Raw genomic sequence first — 17602 nt, 5'->3', positions numbered from 1 at the left:
GGGAAACGATCCTGCGAGACGAAGAGGTGAACTTCTCCAACCGCAACCCAGGTGGCCGACGGCGTAATCACTACACCCAGCCCCTGCGGCGGATCCTGGTGAACCGCCCAGGCGATGAGCCGCCTCTGAGCCTGGCGACCAACGACCTGAGCAGCCCGGCGGCAGAAATCGCCGAGCGCTACCGGGATCGCTGGCGGATCGAGCTGTTTTTCAAATGGATCAAGCAACACCTGAAGGTCAGGCGTTTCCTGGGTCGTAGCGAGAATGCCGTGCGCCTCCAGATTCTCTGTGCGCTGATCAGCTACTTGCTGCTGAACCTTTACCAACGCAGGACGGGAACGCGGCAAAGCCTGTGGATGCTGATGGTGGAGGTACAGGCAACGCTGTTTCAGCGCCCAGGCCTGGAGGCCGAACGTTACCGACGACGGCAGGAGCGAATACGCGAGATCAACCTGCGTCAGGGGCAGCTGTTAATAGCATGAGGCGTGCCGGACAGCAGTGCGCCTTCGCGGGAATGACGGGGTGATGTGAGGCGTATCAGGATGACTCAGGATTCTCCCCCCCACTCCGAACAGCCCCCTCTCCCGCTTGCGGGAGAGGGTTGGGGAGAGGGCGCTCTTCAACCCAGCACCTACGCCCCCGGCAAACCCCATTCGCGAGCAAGCTCGCTCCTACAGGCCCCCCCCGCCAATCTGCAGGAGCACAACGCGAACGGCGGACACAACAGCCTCAAACCACAACTGCTTATCCCCCCACGCCAACCACCCCATAACCCCCATGAATCCCCCACCCTCTACGCCGCTGATCACGCCAGAACCCCCGCCCCAGAGCCTCTCCATCCCCCGCTCATCAGCCTTTGGCACGAACGCCAGCCCCCACCATCGGCACTTTCTCCAAGCCGCAAATTCCGGACAGTTCATACAAGCGCCGCAGCCTCACCATGCTTGCAAACAATAAGGAGACACCAGCAAGTGCAAACCCCCTGGACTCGCTCATACCCTGCCGGCGTGCGCTGGAACACCGACCTCTCCGGCCTCAGCGTGCTGGACATGCTCGATGACTCGGTGCGCCGCTGGGCCGACCGCCCGGCCATCGACTTCATGGGCCGCAACATCGACTACCGCGAACTCGCCTCGCTGATCGACCGCGCCGCCAAGGGCCTGCAGGACCTGGGCGTCGGCCCCGGCGTCCACGTCGGCCTGTACCTGCCCAACGTGCCGCAATACGTCATCACCTTCTTCGCCATCCTGCGCGCCGGCGGCACCGTGGTGAACTACTCGCCGCTGGATGCCGGCGAGGTGCTCGCGCACAAGATCGAGGACAGCCGCACCGACATCCTCGTCACCCTCGACCTCAACAGCCTCTACCCGCTGATGGCCCGCCTGCTCGACAGCACCCGCCTGCACACCCTGGTGGTCGGCTCGCTGGGCGAGTTCGGCGCGCAGCCGCGGGAGATCCGCGCCCGCCTGCAGCAGGAGGGCCAGCTCGCCCAGGTGCACTACAGCGAGCAATGCCTGCCCTTCGAACAGCTGCTGGACAACGAAGGCGACTGGCAGCCCCACGCCCTGCCGCCGCTGGACGAGGCCCTGGCCGTGCTGCAGTACACCGGCGGCACCACCGGCCTGCCCAAGGGCGCCATGCTGACCCACGCCAACCTCGGCGCCGCCGCGGCCCAGGTGATGATGATCAACGTCGACAACGACCAGCGCCTGCACGAAGGCCGCGAGAGCATCCTGGTGGTGCTGCCGCTGTTCCACGTCTACGCCATGGTCGGCTGCCTGCTGTTCCCGGTGGCCGCGGGCGCCGAAATGCGCCTGCACACGCGCTTCGACGCCGGCGCCGTATTGCGCGACATCCACGACAACCGGGTGAGCTGCTTCCCCGGCGTGCCGACCATGTTCACCGCCCTGCTCAGCCACCCGCAGGTGAGCGAGTACGACCTGCGCTGCCTGAAGATCTGCGCCTCCGGCGGCGCCCCGCTGCCGGTGGAGCTGATGCAGCAGTTCAAGGCCCTGACCGGTTGCCAGATCACCGAGGGCTGGGGCATGACCGAGACCTGCACCGGCGGCACCTTCACCCCCGCCGAGCGGCCCCAGGCCGGCTCCTGCGGCGTGCCGCACATCGGCGTGGACATCTGCTTCCTCGACCTGGAGGACCCCGGGCGCAAGGTGTCGCCGGGGCAGAACGGCGAACTGGCCATCCGCGGGCCGAACATCATGCGCGGCTACTGGAACAACCCCCAGGCCACCACCGAATCCTTCACCCACGACGGCTACTTCCGCACCGGCGACGTCGGCTACATGGACGAGGACGGCTACATCTACATCGTCGACCGCACCAAGGACATGCTCCTGTGCGGCGGTTTCAACGTCTACCCGCGGGTGATCGAGGAAGCCATCTACGCCCACCCGGCGGTGGAGGAAGTCATGGTCCTGGGCATCCCCGACGCCTACCGCGGCCAGTCGCCCAAGGCCTACGTCAAGCTGCGCCCCGGCCATGCGGCCTTCGACCTCGACGCGCTCAAGGACTTCCTCAAGGACCGCCTGGGCAAGCACGAGATGGTGCAGGCCCTGGAAATCCGCGCCGACCTGCCCAAGACCGCCGTGGGCAAACTGTCCAAGAAGCTGCTCAAGGACGAAATCGCCGCCGCTCAAGCGAGCGCCGGTAACTGAACCCGTAGTACCCCCGTACAAGGAAACCGCCATCATGCCCGCCGCTTTCTACGAGTCCCTCACCGCCCCCTTCCGCCGGTACCCGGTGGAGCGCCGCCCCTCGCCCATGCTCTGGGCGCTGGAGTCGCGCGCCCTGCTGGAATGGGCCTCGATCCCGGCGGCCATGCCCTGGCTGCTGCTCAACGTGCCGCGCGGCGATGGCCACAGCGTGCTGGTGCTGCCCGGGCTGATGGCCAACGACTGCACCACCCTGCCCCTGCGGCGCTTCCTCGACAACCGCGGCTACGACACCCACGGTTGGGGCCAGGGCCTCAACCGCGGCCCCAGCCGTGGCGTGGTCGAGCGCCTGCTGGCGCAGCTGCAGGAGCTGCACGAGACGTCCGGGCGCAAGGTCAGCCTGATCGGCTGGAGCCTGGGCGGCATCTTCGCCCGCGAACTGGCCCGCGCCATGCCCGGCAGCGTGCGCCAGGTGATCACCCTCGGCAGCCCGCTGTACGGCCCGCCGCAGACCAGCACCAACGCCTGGGAGCTGTACCGCCTGGTGCGCAGCTTCAATCGCGAGAGCGAGGAGCGTGGCGAAGAGGCGCCGCCGGTGCCCACCACCTCCATCTACAGCCGCGCCGACGGCATCGTCGGCTGGGGCGGCAGCGTCGAGCGCCGGGGGCGCCTGACCGACAACATCGAAGTCAACTGCGCCAGCCATATCGGCCTGGGCGTACACCCACTGGTCTGGTACGCCATCGGCGACCGCCTGGCGCAAGCGCAGGACCAATGGCGGAAGTTCCGGCCGCGTGGCCTGAAGCGCGCGCTCTATCCCTTCCACGCCCCCCGGCGCTGAGGGGAACACCGGCCCGGCGGCAATGGGCCTTGCGAGTACTTTCCCTGCAACGACAAGAACGAAGGTTGGTGATGCAATGAAACATTTGAGCGGGATGGACGCCTTGTTCCTACACATGGAATCGGCCGAGATGCCCACACACGTCGGTTCGCTGCATGTGCTGCAACTCCCCGAGGGCTATGACGGCGACTTCTTCGAGGAGGTCAAGCAGTACCTGACCGGGCGCCTGCACCTGGCCACGGTCTTCACCCGCAAGCTGGCGTTCATGCCCTTCGACCTGTCCGACCCGGTGTGGGTGGAAGACGAACAGCTGGACCTGGAGCACCACATCCGCCACATCACTCTGTCCAAGCCGGGCAGCAACCGCCAGCTGCAGCAGGCCGTGGCGCGCAGCCACGCCAGCCTGCTCGACCGCAGCCGGCCGCTGTGGGAAGTCACCATCATCGACGGCCTGCGCAGCGGCGAAGTGGCGCTGTACGCCAAGGTGCACCACGCCAACGTCGACGGCCAGGCCGGCATCGAGCTGGTCCGCTCGCTGTTCGACGACGTGCCCAGCGGCCGCGTCATCCCGCCGGCGCAGCCCAGGCTGCGGCGCAACCAGTACCAGCTCGGCGTCGCCGAACTGGCCGGGGCGGCCATCGGCAACGCCGGCCGCCAGTACGTCAAGCTGGCGAAGATGCTGCCGGACATGCTGCGCGCCGGGCGCAGCATGCTGCCGGTGATCGGTGACGGCAACCTGCGCAACTGGCGCAGCCTCGACCCGCGCAAGCTGCTGGCCCCGCGCACCCCGCTGAACGTGGCCATCACCAACCAGCGCAGCTTCGCCGGGCGCACCGTGCCCCTGGCCGAGATCAAGGACATGGCGCGCCAACTGGACGTGAGCTTCAACGACGTGGTCATGGCCACCGTCTCCGGCGCCCTGCGCCGCTACCTCAAGGCCAGCGGCGAGCTGCCGGAGAAGCCCCTGACCGCCGCCGCGCCGGTGAGCCTGCGCGCCCCCGGCGACGACACCGCCAACAACCAGGTGAGCATGCTGGTGGTCGACCTGGCCACCGACGAGGCCGACCCGCTGCAGCGCCTGCAGCGCATCAACGCCTCCTCGACGCAGCGCAAGGCGGCGATGAACAAGTTCCGCTCGGCCATCCCCATGGACTTCCCGATCTTCGCCGCGCCCTGGCTGCTCTCCGGCATGGCCGCCATGTACGGCCGCTCGCGCCTGGCCAACTGGATGCCGCCGCCGGCCAACCTGGTGATCTCCAACGTCACCGGCATCCCCGCCCAGCTGTACTTCGCCGGCGCCAAGGTGCTGTGCTACTACCCGGTGTCCATCCCCTCCCACGGCATGGCGCTGAACGTCACCGTGACCAGCTACCACGACCGCCTGGACTACGGCCTGATCGCCTGCCGCCGCGCCCTGCCGGACCTCAACGACCTGGGCGACCACCTGCTGGCCGAACACCGCCGCCTGCTCGAACTGGCGCGCAAAAAGGCCGCCGCGGCAGCGCAGGACAAGGGCGTCGACAAGCCGGCCAGCCAGAAGCACAGCGCCGCCGCCAAGGCCGTCGCCAGCAAGCAGGGCGAAGCCGCGGACAAACCGGCAGCCAAGGCCGGGAACCCCGCCAAGGCGCTGCCCAAGGCCCGGCCGGCGGCCCCGCCGCGGCGCAAGGCGAACGGCGCCGCGGCGCAACAGCCCAGCCCCGCGCCGCAGCCGGCAGCGGCCGAAGCCACACAGGTCCAGTGATCCCGGCGCCGGTCCGCCGCGCGGCGGCCCCACGAGGGCCCCGTGGCGGCGGCCGGTAACCCGCGGTAGACCCCACCCCGGAGCCTCGCATGTCCACAGTCATCAGCGCGCCCGCCGCGGCACAGGCCACCCTGGCGCCCCAGGGCGACGCCGAAGCCGTCTACGGCAAGATCACCCGCCGCCTCATTCCCTTCCTGTTCATCTGCTACCTGCTGAACTTCATCGACCGCGCCAACATCGGTTTCGCCCAGTTGCAGATGAAGACCTCGCTGGGCTTCAGCGACGCCGTCTACGGCCTCGGCGCGGCCATGTTCTTCGTCGGCTACGTGCTCTTCGAAGTGCCCAGCAACATGCTCCTGCAGCGCATCGGCGCGCGCCTGACCATCATGCGCATCATGCTGCTCTGGGGCCTGGCCTCCAGCGCCACCCTGCTGGTCACCACGCCCACCCAGTTCTACGTGGTGCGCTTCCTGCTCGGGGTGTTCGAGGCCGGCTTCTTCCCCGGCATCGTCCTCTACCTCACCTTCTGGTACCCGCCGCAACGCCGCGCCCGGGTGCTGGCGTTCTTCTGCATGGCCCAGGTGGCCGCGGCCTTCATCACCAGCCCGGTGTCGGGCTGGATCCTGAAGAACCTGCACGGCGCCCACGGCTGGGAAGGCTGGCAGTGGATGTTCTTCATCGAGGGCATGCCCACGGTGCTGCTCGGCCTGCTGGTGCTGTGGCTGCTGCCCAACGGCCCGCAGGACGCCAAGTGGCTGACCCCGGACGAGCGCGAACTGGTGCGCCAGGGCGTGCAGGGCACCACCGGCGCCGACGTCGACGGCGGCGGCCACGGCAAGGGCGCGCTGGCCGCGGCGCTGCGCGACCCACGGGTCTACCTGCTGGCCTTCGGCGCCTTCGTCTCCGGCTGCGCCGGCTACTTCCTGGCCTTCTGGACGCCGACCATCATCCGCGAGCTGGGCGTGGCCGACCTGCAGCTGGTCGGCCTCTACGCGGTCATCCCGAACGTCTTCGCCCTGTTCGCCATGTTCTGGTACGGCCGCCGCTCCGACCGCCGCGACGAACAGCGCCTGCACTGGGCCTGGGCCTTCGTCGTCGCCGCCGCCGGCTTCCTCCTGCTGGCCTGGGCCATCGGCAACGGCAGCCTGGCCTGGACGCTGGTTGCCATCAGCACCGGCGGCTCGGCCCTGGTGGCGGCCACCCCGGTGTTCTGGGCCATGGTCACCCGCTACCTGGCGCGCGAACGCGCCGCTGTCGGCATCGCCCTGGTCAACACCCTGGCCAGCGTCGCCGGCATCAGCCCGGCCGTGGTCGGCGCCATCAAGACCCGCACCGGCAGCCTGGACGATGCCATCTACCTGCTCTGCGCGCTGTTCGTGATCGCCGCCCTGGCCATGGCCCTGGGCATGCGCAAGGCCCTGGCGGCGCCGCAGCAGCCGGCCTGAACCGGCCCCGAGGAACAGACATGTCATCGCCGATCCACGCACCCGCCTGCTTCGCCCTACGCTACAGGCATGCCCGTAACCCATTCCGCGGCGCCGCCCGTACAGGAGCCCCCGCATGAACGATTCGCTGCACCTGCTCGACGCCACCGCCCAGGCCCAACTGGTCTACCGCGGCGAAGTCACCCCGCTGGAACTGGTGGACGCCGCCATCGCCCGCATCGAAGCGCACGACCCGGCGCTCAACTCGGTGATCTGGCGCCAGTTCGAACTGGCCCGCGAGCGCGCCCGCGGCCCGCTGCCCGGCGGCCCCTTCCGCGGCGTGCCCTTCCTGCTCAAGGACCTGGCCGGCGGCGCCGAGAGCGGCCAGCCGCTGTCCTACGGCAGCCGCCTGGGCCTGGGCAACCGCGCCGACCACGACACCGAGCTGGTGCGCCGCTACCGCGGCGCCGGGCTGATCACCGTCGGGCGCAGCAACACCCCGGAATTCGGCATCACCCCCACCACCGAGCCGGCGGCCTTCGGACCCTGCCTCAACCCCTGGAACCTCGGCCTCTCCGCCGGCGGCTCCAGCGGCGGGGCCGCCGCCGCGGTGGCCGCGCGCCTGGTGCCCATGGCCCACGCCAGCGACATCGGCGGCTCCATCCGCATTCCCGCCTCGGCCTGCGGGGTGTTCGGCCTGAAGCCCAGCCGCGGGCGCAACCCGGCCGGCCCCAAGGTCGGCGAAGGCACCGGCGGCCTGCCCGCCGAGCACTGCTGCTCGATCTCGGTGCGCGACAGCGCCGCCCTGCTCGACGCCACCTCGGCGCCGGACTACGGCGCGCCCTACGTGGCCCCGTCCAAGGCCCGCCCCTACCTGCAGGAAGTCGACGCGCCGCACCGCCGCCTGCGCATCGGCCTGCTGCGCACCCCGCTCACCGGCGTCGCGGTGCACCCCGACTGCCTCGCCGCGCTGGAATCGGCCGCCCTGCTCTGCAGTGGCCTGGGCCACGAGGTCACCGACGAGGCGCCGACGGTGAGCGACATGCCCGCCGTCGGCCAGGCCTTCGCCCGGCTCTTCGTGGTGTCCGCGGCGCTGCACCTGCGCAGCCTGGAGCAACAGGTGGGCCGCCAGGCCGGCGAGCACGACATCGAGCCGCTGACCCGCGCGGTGGTCGGCCTGGCCGGCCAGGTCAGCGCCAGCGACTACGTGCTGGCCCAGCGCACCCTGCAACGCATGACGCGGGAGATCGCCGCCTTCCACGAGCACTACGACCTGATCCTCAGCCCGACCATGGCCTGCCCGCCGAGCGCCATCGGCGAACTGGCCTTGCGCGAGGGCGAGTCCATCGAGGCCTTCTTCGCCCGCTCGGGCCCCTTCGCCGCCTTCACCTCCGTGTACAACGCCACCGGCCAGCCGGCCATGAGCGTGCCGCTGCACTGGACCGCCGGCGGCACGCCCATCGGCGTGCAGTTCGCCGCGCGCCTGGGCGACGAGGGCACCCTGTTCCGTCTCGCCGCCGAGCTCGAACGCGCCCGTCCCTGGGCCTCGCGCCTGCCGCCGCTGCGCGGCTGAGCCGGCAGCACATCCGCATCAGCGCCCCGGCAGCCCGGGGCCAGGAGTTCCGCAGATGAATTCGCACCCCAACCTCCACGCCATCGCCAGCCGTCCCGCCCCACGCCCCCTCAGTGGCGCGCTGCCGCTGCTGCCGGCCCGCCACGTGGCGCGGCCGCGCCTGCTGCAACGCCTGCTCGGCGGACGCCAGCGGGTGAGCCTGCTGCACGCCCCCGCCGGCTTCGGCAAGAGCGTGCTGCTCAACGAATGCGCGCGCCAGGCCGGCCCGCGCGGCCGCGTCGCCTGGCTGGACCTGCGCGGCCGGCCGCTGCAGGAGGGCGACTTCCTCAGCCGCCTGGCCATAGTGCTGGACCTGGACCCCAGCGCGCGGAACTGGCAGGAAGACCTGCAGCGCCTGCTGGAGGGCAGCGCGCAGCCGCTGTGGATCGTGCTCGACGACTACCCGCGGCAGGGCGATGCGCAGCTGGACGCCTGCGTGGCTCGCCTGCTGGAGACCAGCGCCAGCGACATCCGCTGGTGGATCGGCTCGCGCCGCCGCCCGGACTGGAACCTGCCGCGCCTGCTGCTGCAGGGCGAGCTGCTGGAGCTGGATGCCAGCGACCTGGCCCTGGACCATGACGAACTGGAGCACCTGCTGCGCAAGCAGCAGGCCGAGGCGAGCGACGGCGACAGCGTCGACCTGCTGAGCCACAGCGCCGGCTGGCCGGCGCTGCTCGGCCTGCTCGCCCTGCAGGGCCGCATGCGCTGGCCCGAGGCCGGCGGCGGCCTGCTGCACGACTACCTGCGCCGCGAGGTGCTCGCCCCGCTGCCGGCGCAGCTGCGCGGCGCCTTGCGCGTGCTCAGCCACCTGCCCCGCTTCAAGGCCGGCCTGTGCCGGCACCTGGGCTCGGTCGGCGAGGCGGCCTTCGCCCAACTGGGCCAGTTGCAGCTGCTCCGGCGCCTGGACGAGAACTCGGGCTGGTTCGCCGTCTGGCCGCCGCTCGCCGAGCTGCTGCGCCAGGAACAGGACGACGCGCCGCCCACCGTCGCCCTGCTGGAAGCCAGCCAGTGGTTCGCCGAGCACGGCGACCTGCGCCAGGCCACCCAGCTGGCCCTGGCCGCCGGCTCCATCGAACGCGCCGTGGCCTTGCTGCAGGACGCCAACAGCGACCAGATGATGGTCGAGCACAGCGCCGTGCAACTGCTGCGCTGGCGCGACGAACTGCCCGCCGGCCTGCTGCAGTCCAGCCCCAAGCTGATCCTCCTGGAAACCTGGGCGCTGATCATCTGCGCCCGCCTGGACGAGGCCATGGACTGCCTGCAGGCGCTGGCGCGCTTCCTGCCGCGGCCGGACGCCCACCGCCAGCGGCTCAGCCTGGCGCACTACCAGTCCATCCTCGGCGTGCTGCAACGCCAGTTCGCCCTGCCCGATGCGCGGCGCAACTGCAGCGACGCCCTGGAACACCTGGAGGAGCACTACTGGGGCCAGCACATCCTCTGCCACCAGGCCCTGGCCCAGCAGGCCATGGTCGAGGGCGACCTGATCGTCGCGCGGCAGCACTGCCAGGCCGGCCTGCGCCTGTCGCGGCGGCACACCAGCCTGTGCTTCGAGGCCCTGCTGAGCGTCGAGCACATCCACCTGCTGGCCCTTTCCGGCGAGCACCACCACGCCCTGGACTACGCCGAGCAGATGCTCGCCGAACTGCGCAAGGGCACCCACGGCGGCCCCATGAGCGCCCGCCTGCACGTGCTGCGCGGCGAACTGCTGACCCTGCGCGGCGAGGACGTCGCCGCCGAAGCCGCGCTCCAGCAGGGCCTGCGCGAGGCCGAGGAATGCCAGGACGCCTACCTGCTCTATGCCTACCACGCGCTGATCAGCCTGACCTGCGAGCGCGGCGAGGTGGAACGCGCCCACCAGTTGCTGCTGGCCGCCGAGCGGCGCATGCAGCGCCTGTGCATCCCCGAGATCCGCTACCGCGAAGTGCTGCGCCTGGCCCGCGCCCGGCTGTGGCTGGCCAGCGGCGAACCGGCCAAGGCCCGCGACGAGCTGTTCGGCGTGCTCGCCGAGCTGCGCCTCAACCCGCTGCTGGCGCCCACCGGCTTCTACGACCTGCAGTACCGCGTGCGCCTGCTGCTGGCCCAGGCCCATGGCGAGCTGGGCGAAACCACCCGCGCCAGCCAGGAACTGCTGGCCCTGCAACGCGACTGCCAGCGCCTGGGCCTGCGCAGCCTGGCCTGCGAAAGCCAGCTGCGCCTGGCCGAGGCCCTGCACGGCCTGGACCCGGCCGCCGCCGAGGAGCACCTGCGCGAAGCCCTGCAGGACTGCCGCCGGCTGTCCCTGCTGCGCCCCCTGGCAAGGCTGCAACGCAAGGACGCCAGTTGGTCGCGGCAACTGCTGGCGCAACTGCCCACGGCGCCCCAGGCCCAGCCCACCACGGCCCCCGCCCCGGCGCCGACGGAAATGCTCAGCCAGCGCGAACTGGAGGTGCTGGAACTGATCGCCCAGGGCTGCTCCAACCAGGAAATCGCCGAGCAGCTGGAAATCTCGCTGCACACGGTGAAAACCCACGCCCGGCGCATCAACATCAAGCTGGAGGTGGAAAGACGCACCCAGGCGGTGGCGCGGGCCAAGGCGAGTGGGTTGTTGGCTTGATGGGGGTTTTCTTGTGGTATCGGCGCTCTGGGCAAGGGGCGTAGGGCGCATAACGCCTACGGCGTTATCCGCCGTTTGACCATGGCCCCATCCCGCTCGCTGCCGAGCACGGAGCCGCCGTCAAAGCCACGCCAGGCTCAACCACGGCATGGCCGGCAAGGAAGGTGAAACGGCGGATAACCGCGAACGGTTATCCGCCCTACGCGCGCGGGGTAATCCCGTAGGATGGCGTTGAGCGAAGCGATACCCATCACCCCGCCAGCGAAGAGCCTGCGCAACCCGTGCGGCGGTCTTTTTTCCCGCAACTGTACTGGTAGCGCCCCATCGCCCGGCGCTAGAGTGCCTGCTGCGCAACGGGAAAAGAGAACGCCATGGGCCAGCCACTGACCTTCGACGCCACCGACGGCTACCCGCTCCGGGGCCGCCTCTGGCGCCATGCCGAAGCGGCGGCGCAGCCGCGCCCGCTGGTGATCGTCAACCCGGCCACCTCGGTGCGCAGCGACTACTACGCACGCTTCGCCGACTACCTGCACGGCCAGGGCTTCGACGTGCTCTGCTACGACTACCGCGGCATCGGCGGCTCGCGCCCGGCCTCGCTGCGCGGCTTCTCCGCCAGTTGGCTGGACTGGGGCCGCCTGGACTTCGAAGGCGCCCTGCAATGGGCCCTTGCCAACGCCCCGCAGCAACCCATCCAGGTGGTGGCGCACAGCGTCGGCGGCTTCCTGGTCGGCCTGGCCCCTTCCAACCACCTCATCCAGCGCGTGTTCAGCATGGGCGCGCAGTTCGCCCACTGGCGCGACTACCACCCGCAGCGGCGCCTGCGCATGCTGCTCAAGTGGCACCTGGCGATGCCGGTGCTCAGCGGCCTGTTCGGCTACTTCCCGGCCAAGCGCCTGGGCTGGATGGAAGACACGCCCCACGGCGTGGTGCGCGACTGGACGCACCGCGCCCCGCGCTTCGAGGACGCCTACCGGCGCGGCCCGCGGGCCATGTCGGCGGAAGAACGCAGGCGCCTGGTCGAAGGCTTCGCCGGGCTGCGCGGCGACACCCTGGCCCTGAGCGTGACCGACGACGAATTCGGCACCGGCCCGGCCATCCAGCGCCTGCTCGACTACTACCGCAACAGCCGCTGCCTGCACCTGCGCCTGCCGCCCCGGGCCATGGGCTTCGCCGGCATCGGCCACTTCGCCTTCTTCCACAGCCGCTTCCAGGACAGCCTCTGGCCCATCGCCCTGCGCTGGCTGCGCGACGGCGAGCTGGACGACAGCCTCGCCGCCTACCTGGTGCACCCGGGCCGGCGCCATCCGACGCCGGCCTGACAGCGAAATTCCCCAGGCAAATCAAGGCACTGCCCGACCGAAGGCAGTGATATCCCTTGGCCATTACACAAGACTGTCACATGGCTTTCATATGCTCTGCGCGTCCGAAACCCGCTCGCCAGAGCATCACAGCAGTCCGTGGTAGCCCGTGATGAAGACACTCCAAGCCCTCCTCGGCCGATTCGCCCGCTGGGAGCCCCTGCGGCGCCTGCGCATCGGCCAGCGTACCCTGCTCTGCTTCCTCTTCAGCGCGGTGCTGCTGGGAAGCGTCGGCGCCTATTGCCTGTACCAGATGGCGGCCATCCGCGCCCAGGGCGAGGCCATCGACAGCGACCAGCTGCCGAGCATCGCCCTGGCCGACAGCATCGCCCTCAACCTCGCCCAGCTGCGCGTGCGCTCCATGCAGCAGGTGGCCAACCCCGAGCCCATGGTGCGCAGCGGCAACAAGGTGATCATCGAGCAGCTGGCCCTGGACATCGAACAGGAATTCCGCGACTACCAGGCGCTGATCAGCGACGACACCGAGCGCGGCGCCATCGAGGCGCTGCACCAGGCCTTCGGCCAGTTCATCCAGACCATCCGCGAGGAACAGCAACTGCTGGAGCAGCAGAAGCTGGACGAGGCGCGCACCCTGCTGATCGCCAACATCGACCAGCAGGGCGAAGCCATCGACACCCAGGTGCAGCTGCTGCGCGAGCTCAACCGCCAGGCCGCGGACAGCGCCACCAGCGCGGCCGCCAGCGCCTATACCCAGGCCCTGCGCATCGTCTGGGCGGCCCTGGGCGGCGCCCTGCTGGTCACCCTGCTGCTGGCCTGGCGCCTGACGCGCAGCCTGGTGCGGCCGCTGGCCGAGGCGCTGCAGGTGGCCGAGCGCATCGCCGGCGGCGACCTCAGCCAGGGCGTGCACAGCCGCGGCCGCGACGAGGCGGCACAGCTGCTGGAGCGCCTGGGGCGCATGCGCGACAACCTGCAGGGCACCATCCGCCAGATCGGCGAGGCCGCCGAACAGCTGGCCACCTCCAGCGAGCAGATGAGCATGGTGATGGACGAAGGCAGCCGCGGCCTGCACCAGCAGCACGGCGAGATCGACAACGTCAGCCGCGCCATGAGCCAGATGAGCGCGGCGGTGGGCGACGTCGCCGAGCACGCGCAGAGCACCGCCGCGGTGGCCCGGCGCTCCAACGACGAGGCCCTGGACGGCCAGCGGCAGCTGGCCACCACCCTGGGTTCGCTGCGCGAGCTGGGCGCAGGCGTGCGCCACGCGGCGCAGCAGGCCCAGGGCCTGGCCGAGCAGACGCTGAACATCAGCAAGGTGCTGGACGTGATCCGCAGCGTCGCCGAGCAGACCAACCTGCTGGCACTCAACGCCGCCATCGAGGCAGCCCGCGCCGGCGAGGCCGGGCGCGGCTTCTCGGTGGTGGCCGACGAGGTGCGCGCGCTGGCCAAGCGCACCGGCGACTCCACCCGCGAGATCGAACAGCTGATCGGCGCCATCCAGCAAGGCACCGGGCGCACCGTCGAGGCGCTGCAGCAAAGCGCCGAGCAGGCCGAACACACCCAGGGCCAGGCCAGCGCCGCCGACCGCGCCCTGGCGCAGATCATCGAGGCCGCGCGCAGCATCGACGAACGCAACCGGCGCATCGCCGAATCGGTGGAACACCAGGCCGCCATGGCCCGCGACATCGAGACCAACCTGGGCAACATCCGCGACCTGTCCAACCAGAGCGCCGCCGGTTCGCAGCAGACCAGCAGCGCCAGCCACGAACTGTCGCGCCTGGCCGTGGACCTCAGCGGCCTGGTGCAGCGCTTCCGCCTGTAGAAACGACCGTGCGCCGACCTGCTCTTCGTAGGAGCGAGCTTGCTCGCGAACGGAAGGTACCGGTGACTTCGGCGTGTTCGGCTGACTCCGCTCCCTCTCCCTAACCCTCTCCCTGAAGGGAGAGGGGACCGTTGGGCAGATGCTGATAGTGCGGCGTTAGCCGGCTAGCACAGTGATTACCGGCTGAAACCATTCCTTCTCTCGGCACGAATAAGCCCCCTCTCCCTTCAGGGCGGGGCGCGCAGCCGAGGGCTGGGGAGAGGGCGCTCTTGCACCCAACACCGTAGCCACCGGTAAACTCCATTCGCGAGCAAGCTCGCTCCTACGAAAAGCGCATCGGCGCGGTCGGCAAGACTCTTGCGCCTGGGGTATGCCCATCTGTAGGAGCGCGCCCTGCGCGCGAATCGCGGGCAGGGCCCGCGCCTACACGAGAAGACCAGGTGCCATGACGCCGGATTTGCCCCGGATCAACCCCTTTCGAGCCGCAGCTGGCCTAGACTTGTTCCAACGACACAATGGATAAGGCCCACCCATGGACTCCTTCGGCGTCACCCTCGCAGTCATCATCTTCGGCATGTTCATGCTCGGCATCGGCTTCACCATCCGCGAGCGGGGCGCGGGCGTGCTGCTGATGTGGGTCGGCGTGCTGAGCATGCTGTCGATCATCACCTACCGCATCTACCTCGCCACCTCGGCGGTCTGAGCGCCGCGCCAGCCGTGCATCGCCCGGGCATAGCCGGCCGGGGCGAAGCGCAGGGTCACCCCCAGCATCAGCAGCACCGACAGTGCCAGCAGCGTCCAGGAAGCCTGGAAGCTGCCGGTGGCGTCGCGCAGCCAGCCGGTGACGTAGGGAATGATGCCGGTGATGATGAAGCCGATGCCCTGCACGAAGGCCGCCAGGCTGCCCGCCGGGCCGGGCTCGGCCAGGTGGTCGAGGGTCAGCGTCAGGCTCAGTGCGAAGCAGGCGCCCAGGCCGTAGCCGATCAGCGCCACCCAGGCCGCCGGCAGCCCCAGGGGCGACAGCAGCAGGCCGGCAAAGCCGCCGAGCTGGATCAGCAGGCACAGGCACAGCCAGGGCCGGCGGTCCGCCGAACCACGGCTCAGGGCCGGCATGCTCAGCGCGCCGAGCACCTGGAAAATGGTCATCAGGCCGATCAGTTGGCCGCTGCCCTGGGCGCTCCAGCCCAGTTGCCGGTAGAACATCGGCAGCCAGGCCACCATGCTGGTGTAGCCGCCGTTGATCAGCCCGAAGTACAGCGCCAGCAGCCAGGCCCGGCGGCTGCCGAAGAAGTGTTCGCCACGCCGCGCCACGCTGGGCACCGCCGCCTCGCGCGGGCGCACCAGGGCCCACAGCAGCAGCCCCAATACGGCCAGCGCCACCCAGGCGCCCAGGCCCAGCTGCCAGTGCCCGGAGCCACCGGCCAGCACCGGCGCCAGTACCGCAGCGGTGCCGCCGCCGGCCATCAGCGAGGCCGAGTACAGGCCCATGGCCGCCGGCACCCGCTGCGGGAACCAGCGCTTGACCACCCCCGGCACCAGGGCCTGGATGATCGCCACGCCGGTGCCGGCCAGCACCGCGCTGGCGATCAGCGCCAGGCCGCTGTCCAGCAGCAGGCGCCAGGCGCAGGCCACGGCGATGGCCAGCAGCCCGGCGAGCATGCCGCGGCTCTCGCCCAGGCGCGGGCCCACCCAGGGCAGCGCCAGGGCGAACAGGCCCATGCACAGCACCGGCAGCACGGTCAGCAGCGACGCGCCCTGGAAGCCCAGCCCGGTGGCCTGGCGGATTTCCGCGAGCAAGGGGCCGATGGAAGTGAGGATCGGCCGCAGGTTGATGCCCAGCGCGACTATGACCAGCAGGCCGATCCAGCCGACCCGCGCCTTGTCGCCGCTCACGCCTGGTGCTCCCGCCAGAAGCCGTAGAGCCCCTCCTCGTCTTCCGGGCGCAGCGGCTTGAGCGGCAGCGCCTGCCACTCCACCGGCTGCGCCATCTGCGCGTACACCGCCGCGGTGGACAGCCCGTAGGGCTCGCCGTCGGCGTTGGAATAGGCGTAGTAGGCGGCGCTGACGCCGCTCAGGTGCATGGCCGCCAGGCACATCGGGCACGGGTGGCCGCTGGCGTAGATCACGCAGCCGTCCAGACGCGGACTGCCCAGGACGCGGCCGGCCTCGCGCATGGCCAGCAGCTCGGCGTGGGCGGTGGGGTCGTGGTCCAGGTGGATGCCGTTGGCGGCGCGGGCGAGCACCTCGCCGTCGCGCACCAGCACGGCGCCGAACGGACGGCCGCCGGCCTCGACGTTGGCCCGCGCCAGGGCCAGGGCTTCGCGCATGAATGCCAGGTGTTGCATGGGGAATCCTCCTCAGCGGGGCCCGTGCGGCGCCCCTTCGTCGAAAGGGATTATCCCGGCCTGGCTTTGCATGGTGAAATTAAATGGAAAAATGACTTCCAGTGGATTTCCAAATGCTAGACCCGACCCTGCTGCGCAGCTTCGTCATGGTGGTGGACGCCGGCAACTTCACCCGCGCCGGCGAGTGGCTGCACCTTACCCAGTCCACCGTCAGCCAGCAGATCCTGCGCCTGGAGGAACAGCTCGGCTGCCGCCTGCTGGAACGCGGGCGCCGCCAGGTGCTGCCCACCGAGGCCGGCGAGCGCCTGCTGGGCTATGCCCGGCGCATCCTCCAGCTCGGCGAGGAGGCCCGCGCCGCCCTCGGCGAGGAACACAGCGAGGGCGTGCTGCGCCTGGGCATGCCCGAGGACTTCGCCGGCGAACGCATGATGCCGCTGCTGGCGGCCTTCGCCACGCAGCGCCCACGCCTGCGCCTGGAGGTTTCCAGCGGCCTCAGCCACGAGTTGCTGCGCCAGTACCGCAACGGCGAACTGGACCTGGCCCTAGTCAAGCAATGGGGCGCCGACAGCGACTGCCTGGCGCGCTGGCCCGAGCCGCTGTGCTGGCTGGACAGCGCCGCCAACCCGGCGGCCGCCCGCGAGCCGCTGCCGCTGGTGGCCTTCCCGCTCGGCGCGCTGTACCGCCAGGAGATGATCCACGCCCTGGAGGCCCAGGGCCGGCGCTGGCGCATCGCCTACGGCAGCGCCGCCCTGGCCAGCCTGTCGGCGGCGGTGGCCGCGGGCCTGGGCGTCAGCCTGCTGCCACAGCGCTGCCGGCTGCCGGCGCACCGGGTGCTCGGCGCCGCCGAGGGCTTCGCGGAAATCACCGGCCTGGAACTGGCGCTCTACGCCCGCGCCGACCTGCCCAGCGCCGGCCGCAGCCTGTGCGAACAACTGCGCGAGCTGTGCGCGCCTCCAGGCAGGCGTCGAGCACGGAGGTGAGCAGCGCGATGGCGAGGATGGCCAGGGTCACGGGGATCACCAGCAGCGCCAGCCAGCCGTTGTCCAGCCCGGCCGGCGACCACCAGGGGCAGGCCGAACAACAGCGGGCCGTAGTCGATGCCCGGCTGCATGAGCATGGCGTACATACCCAGGTAGTGCATGCCGCCGATGCCACAGCCCCAAGCGCCGGTGCCTTCAACCAGATGCATTTCCCTGCCGGGGCGCCGCCGGGTTTGCCGCTCGTCGGCCACAACACCTA

The 17602-nt window shown here is 70.5% G+C and carries 13 protein-coding genes and 1 pseudogene; 11 read left to right on the top strand and 3 right to left on the bottom strand.

What is annotated here, in order from left to right; all coding sequences use genetic code 11:
* The 10 genes from QSJ95_RS24845 to QSJ95_RS24800 form a co-directional block, all read left to right on the top strand.
* Window positions 1-482 (top strand): transposase (locus QSJ95_RS24845; RefSeq protein ID WP_285645955.1); only part of this gene is annotated, 482 nt, incomplete at its 5' end.
* Window positions 483-971: 489 nt separating this feature from the next.
* Window positions 972-2672 carry a long-chain-fatty-acid--CoA ligase gene (locus QSJ95_RS24840; protein WP_285645952.1) on the top strand — a complete coding sequence of 567 codons (1701 nt, stop codon included), beginning with the start codon at window positions 972-974 and terminating at the stop codon, window positions 2670-2672.
* Window positions 2673-2706: 34 nt separating this feature from the next.
* Window positions 2707-3510: a lipase family alpha/beta hydrolase gene (locus tag QSJ95_RS24835; RefSeq protein ID WP_052267699.1), complete on the top strand. Its 804-nt coding sequence runs from the start codon at window positions 2707-2709 to the stop codon at window positions 3508-3510.
* 130 nt (window positions 3511-3640) lie between these two features.
* Window positions 3641-5251, top strand: a complete 1611-nt coding sequence (locus tag QSJ95_RS24830; protein WP_285645949.1) for a WS/DGAT/MGAT family O-acyltransferase — start codon at window positions 3641-3643, stop codon at window positions 5249-5251.
* A gap of 89 nt (window positions 5252-5340) precedes the next feature.
* On the top strand, window positions 5341-6696 hold the full coding sequence (locus QSJ95_RS24825; RefSeq protein ID WP_069864777.1) for an MFS transporter: 1356 nt from the start codon (window positions 5341-5343) through the stop codon (window positions 6694-6696).
* 115 nt (window positions 6697-6811) lie between these two features.
* Window positions 6812-8248: an amidase gene (locus QSJ95_RS24820; RefSeq protein ID WP_285645945.1), complete on the top strand. Its 1437-nt coding sequence runs from the start codon at window positions 6812-6814 to the stop codon at window positions 8246-8248.
* A gap of 55 nt (window positions 8249-8303) precedes the next feature.
* On the top strand, window positions 8304-10880 hold the full coding sequence (locus tag QSJ95_RS24815) for a LuxR C-terminal-related transcriptional regulator (protein WP_285645943.1): 2577 nt from the start codon (window positions 8304-8306) through the stop codon (window positions 10878-10880).
* A gap of 371 nt (window positions 10881-11251) precedes the next feature.
* The gene (locus QSJ95_RS24810) at window positions 11252-12199 is read left to right on the top strand and encodes an alpha/beta hydrolase family protein (RefSeq protein WP_285645941.1); all 948 of its coding nucleotides are present in this window, start codon (window positions 11252-11254) and stop codon (window positions 12197-12199) included.
* Window positions 12200-12350: 151 nt separating this feature from the next.
* The gene (locus tag QSJ95_RS24805) at window positions 12351-14018 is read left to right on the top strand and encodes a methyl-accepting chemotaxis protein (RefSeq protein ID WP_285645938.1); all 1668 of its coding nucleotides are present in this window, start codon (window positions 12351-12353) and stop codon (window positions 14016-14018) included.
* Window positions 14019-14550: 532 nt separating this feature from the next.
* Window positions 14551-14721 (top strand): hypothetical protein, encoded by a 171-nt coding sequence (locus QSJ95_RS24800; protein ID WP_009622326.1) that lies wholly within the window; start codon window positions 14551-14553, stop codon window positions 14719-14721.
* Here the strand turns inward: QSJ95_RS24800 and QSJ95_RS24795 are convergent.
* Both QSJ95_RS24795 and QSJ95_RS24790 read right to left on the bottom strand, forming a co-directional pair.
* Window positions 14697-15929, bottom strand: a complete 1233-nt coding sequence (locus tag QSJ95_RS24795) for a CynX/NimT family MFS transporter (protein WP_285645963.1) — start codon at window positions 15927-15929, stop codon at window positions 14697-14699. The two genes, QSJ95_RS24800 and QSJ95_RS24795, sit on opposite strands and share 25 nt — an antisense overlap.
* Window positions 15908-16363, bottom strand: a complete 456-nt coding sequence (locus QSJ95_RS24790) for a nucleoside deaminase (RefSeq protein ID WP_285645935.1) — start codon at window positions 16361-16363, stop codon at window positions 15908-15910. The genes QSJ95_RS24795 and QSJ95_RS24790 overlap by 22 nt, the downstream gene beginning before the upstream one ends.
* Window positions 16364-16476: 113 nt before the next feature.
* Here QSJ95_RS24790 and QSJ95_RS24785 point away from each other — a divergent pair, with 113 nt between their 5' ends.
* On the top strand, window positions 16477-17343 hold the full coding sequence (locus QSJ95_RS24785; RefSeq protein WP_285645933.1) for a LysR family transcriptional regulator: 867 nt from the start codon (window positions 16477-16479) through the stop codon (window positions 17341-17343).
* Here QSJ95_RS24785 and QSJ95_RS24780 read toward each other — a convergent pair.
* Window positions 17303-17546, bottom strand: a pseudogene (locus QSJ95_RS24780) (MHYT domain-containing protein); the annotation flags it as partial. The gene QSJ95_RS24785 and the pseudogene QSJ95_RS24780 overlap by 41 nt on opposite strands.
* Window positions 17547-17602: the final 56 nt, after the last annotated feature.

Source organism: Pseudomonas sp. NBRC 100443, from assembly GCF_030268185.1.
In the GTDB taxonomy this organism is placed as follows: Bacteria; Pseudomonadota; Gammaproteobacteria; order Pseudomonadales; family Pseudomonadaceae; genus Pseudomonas; species Pseudomonas citronellolis.
The sequence above is the reverse complement of the archived record's forward strand: the minus strand, read 5'-3'. Positions and strand labels throughout refer to the sequence as shown.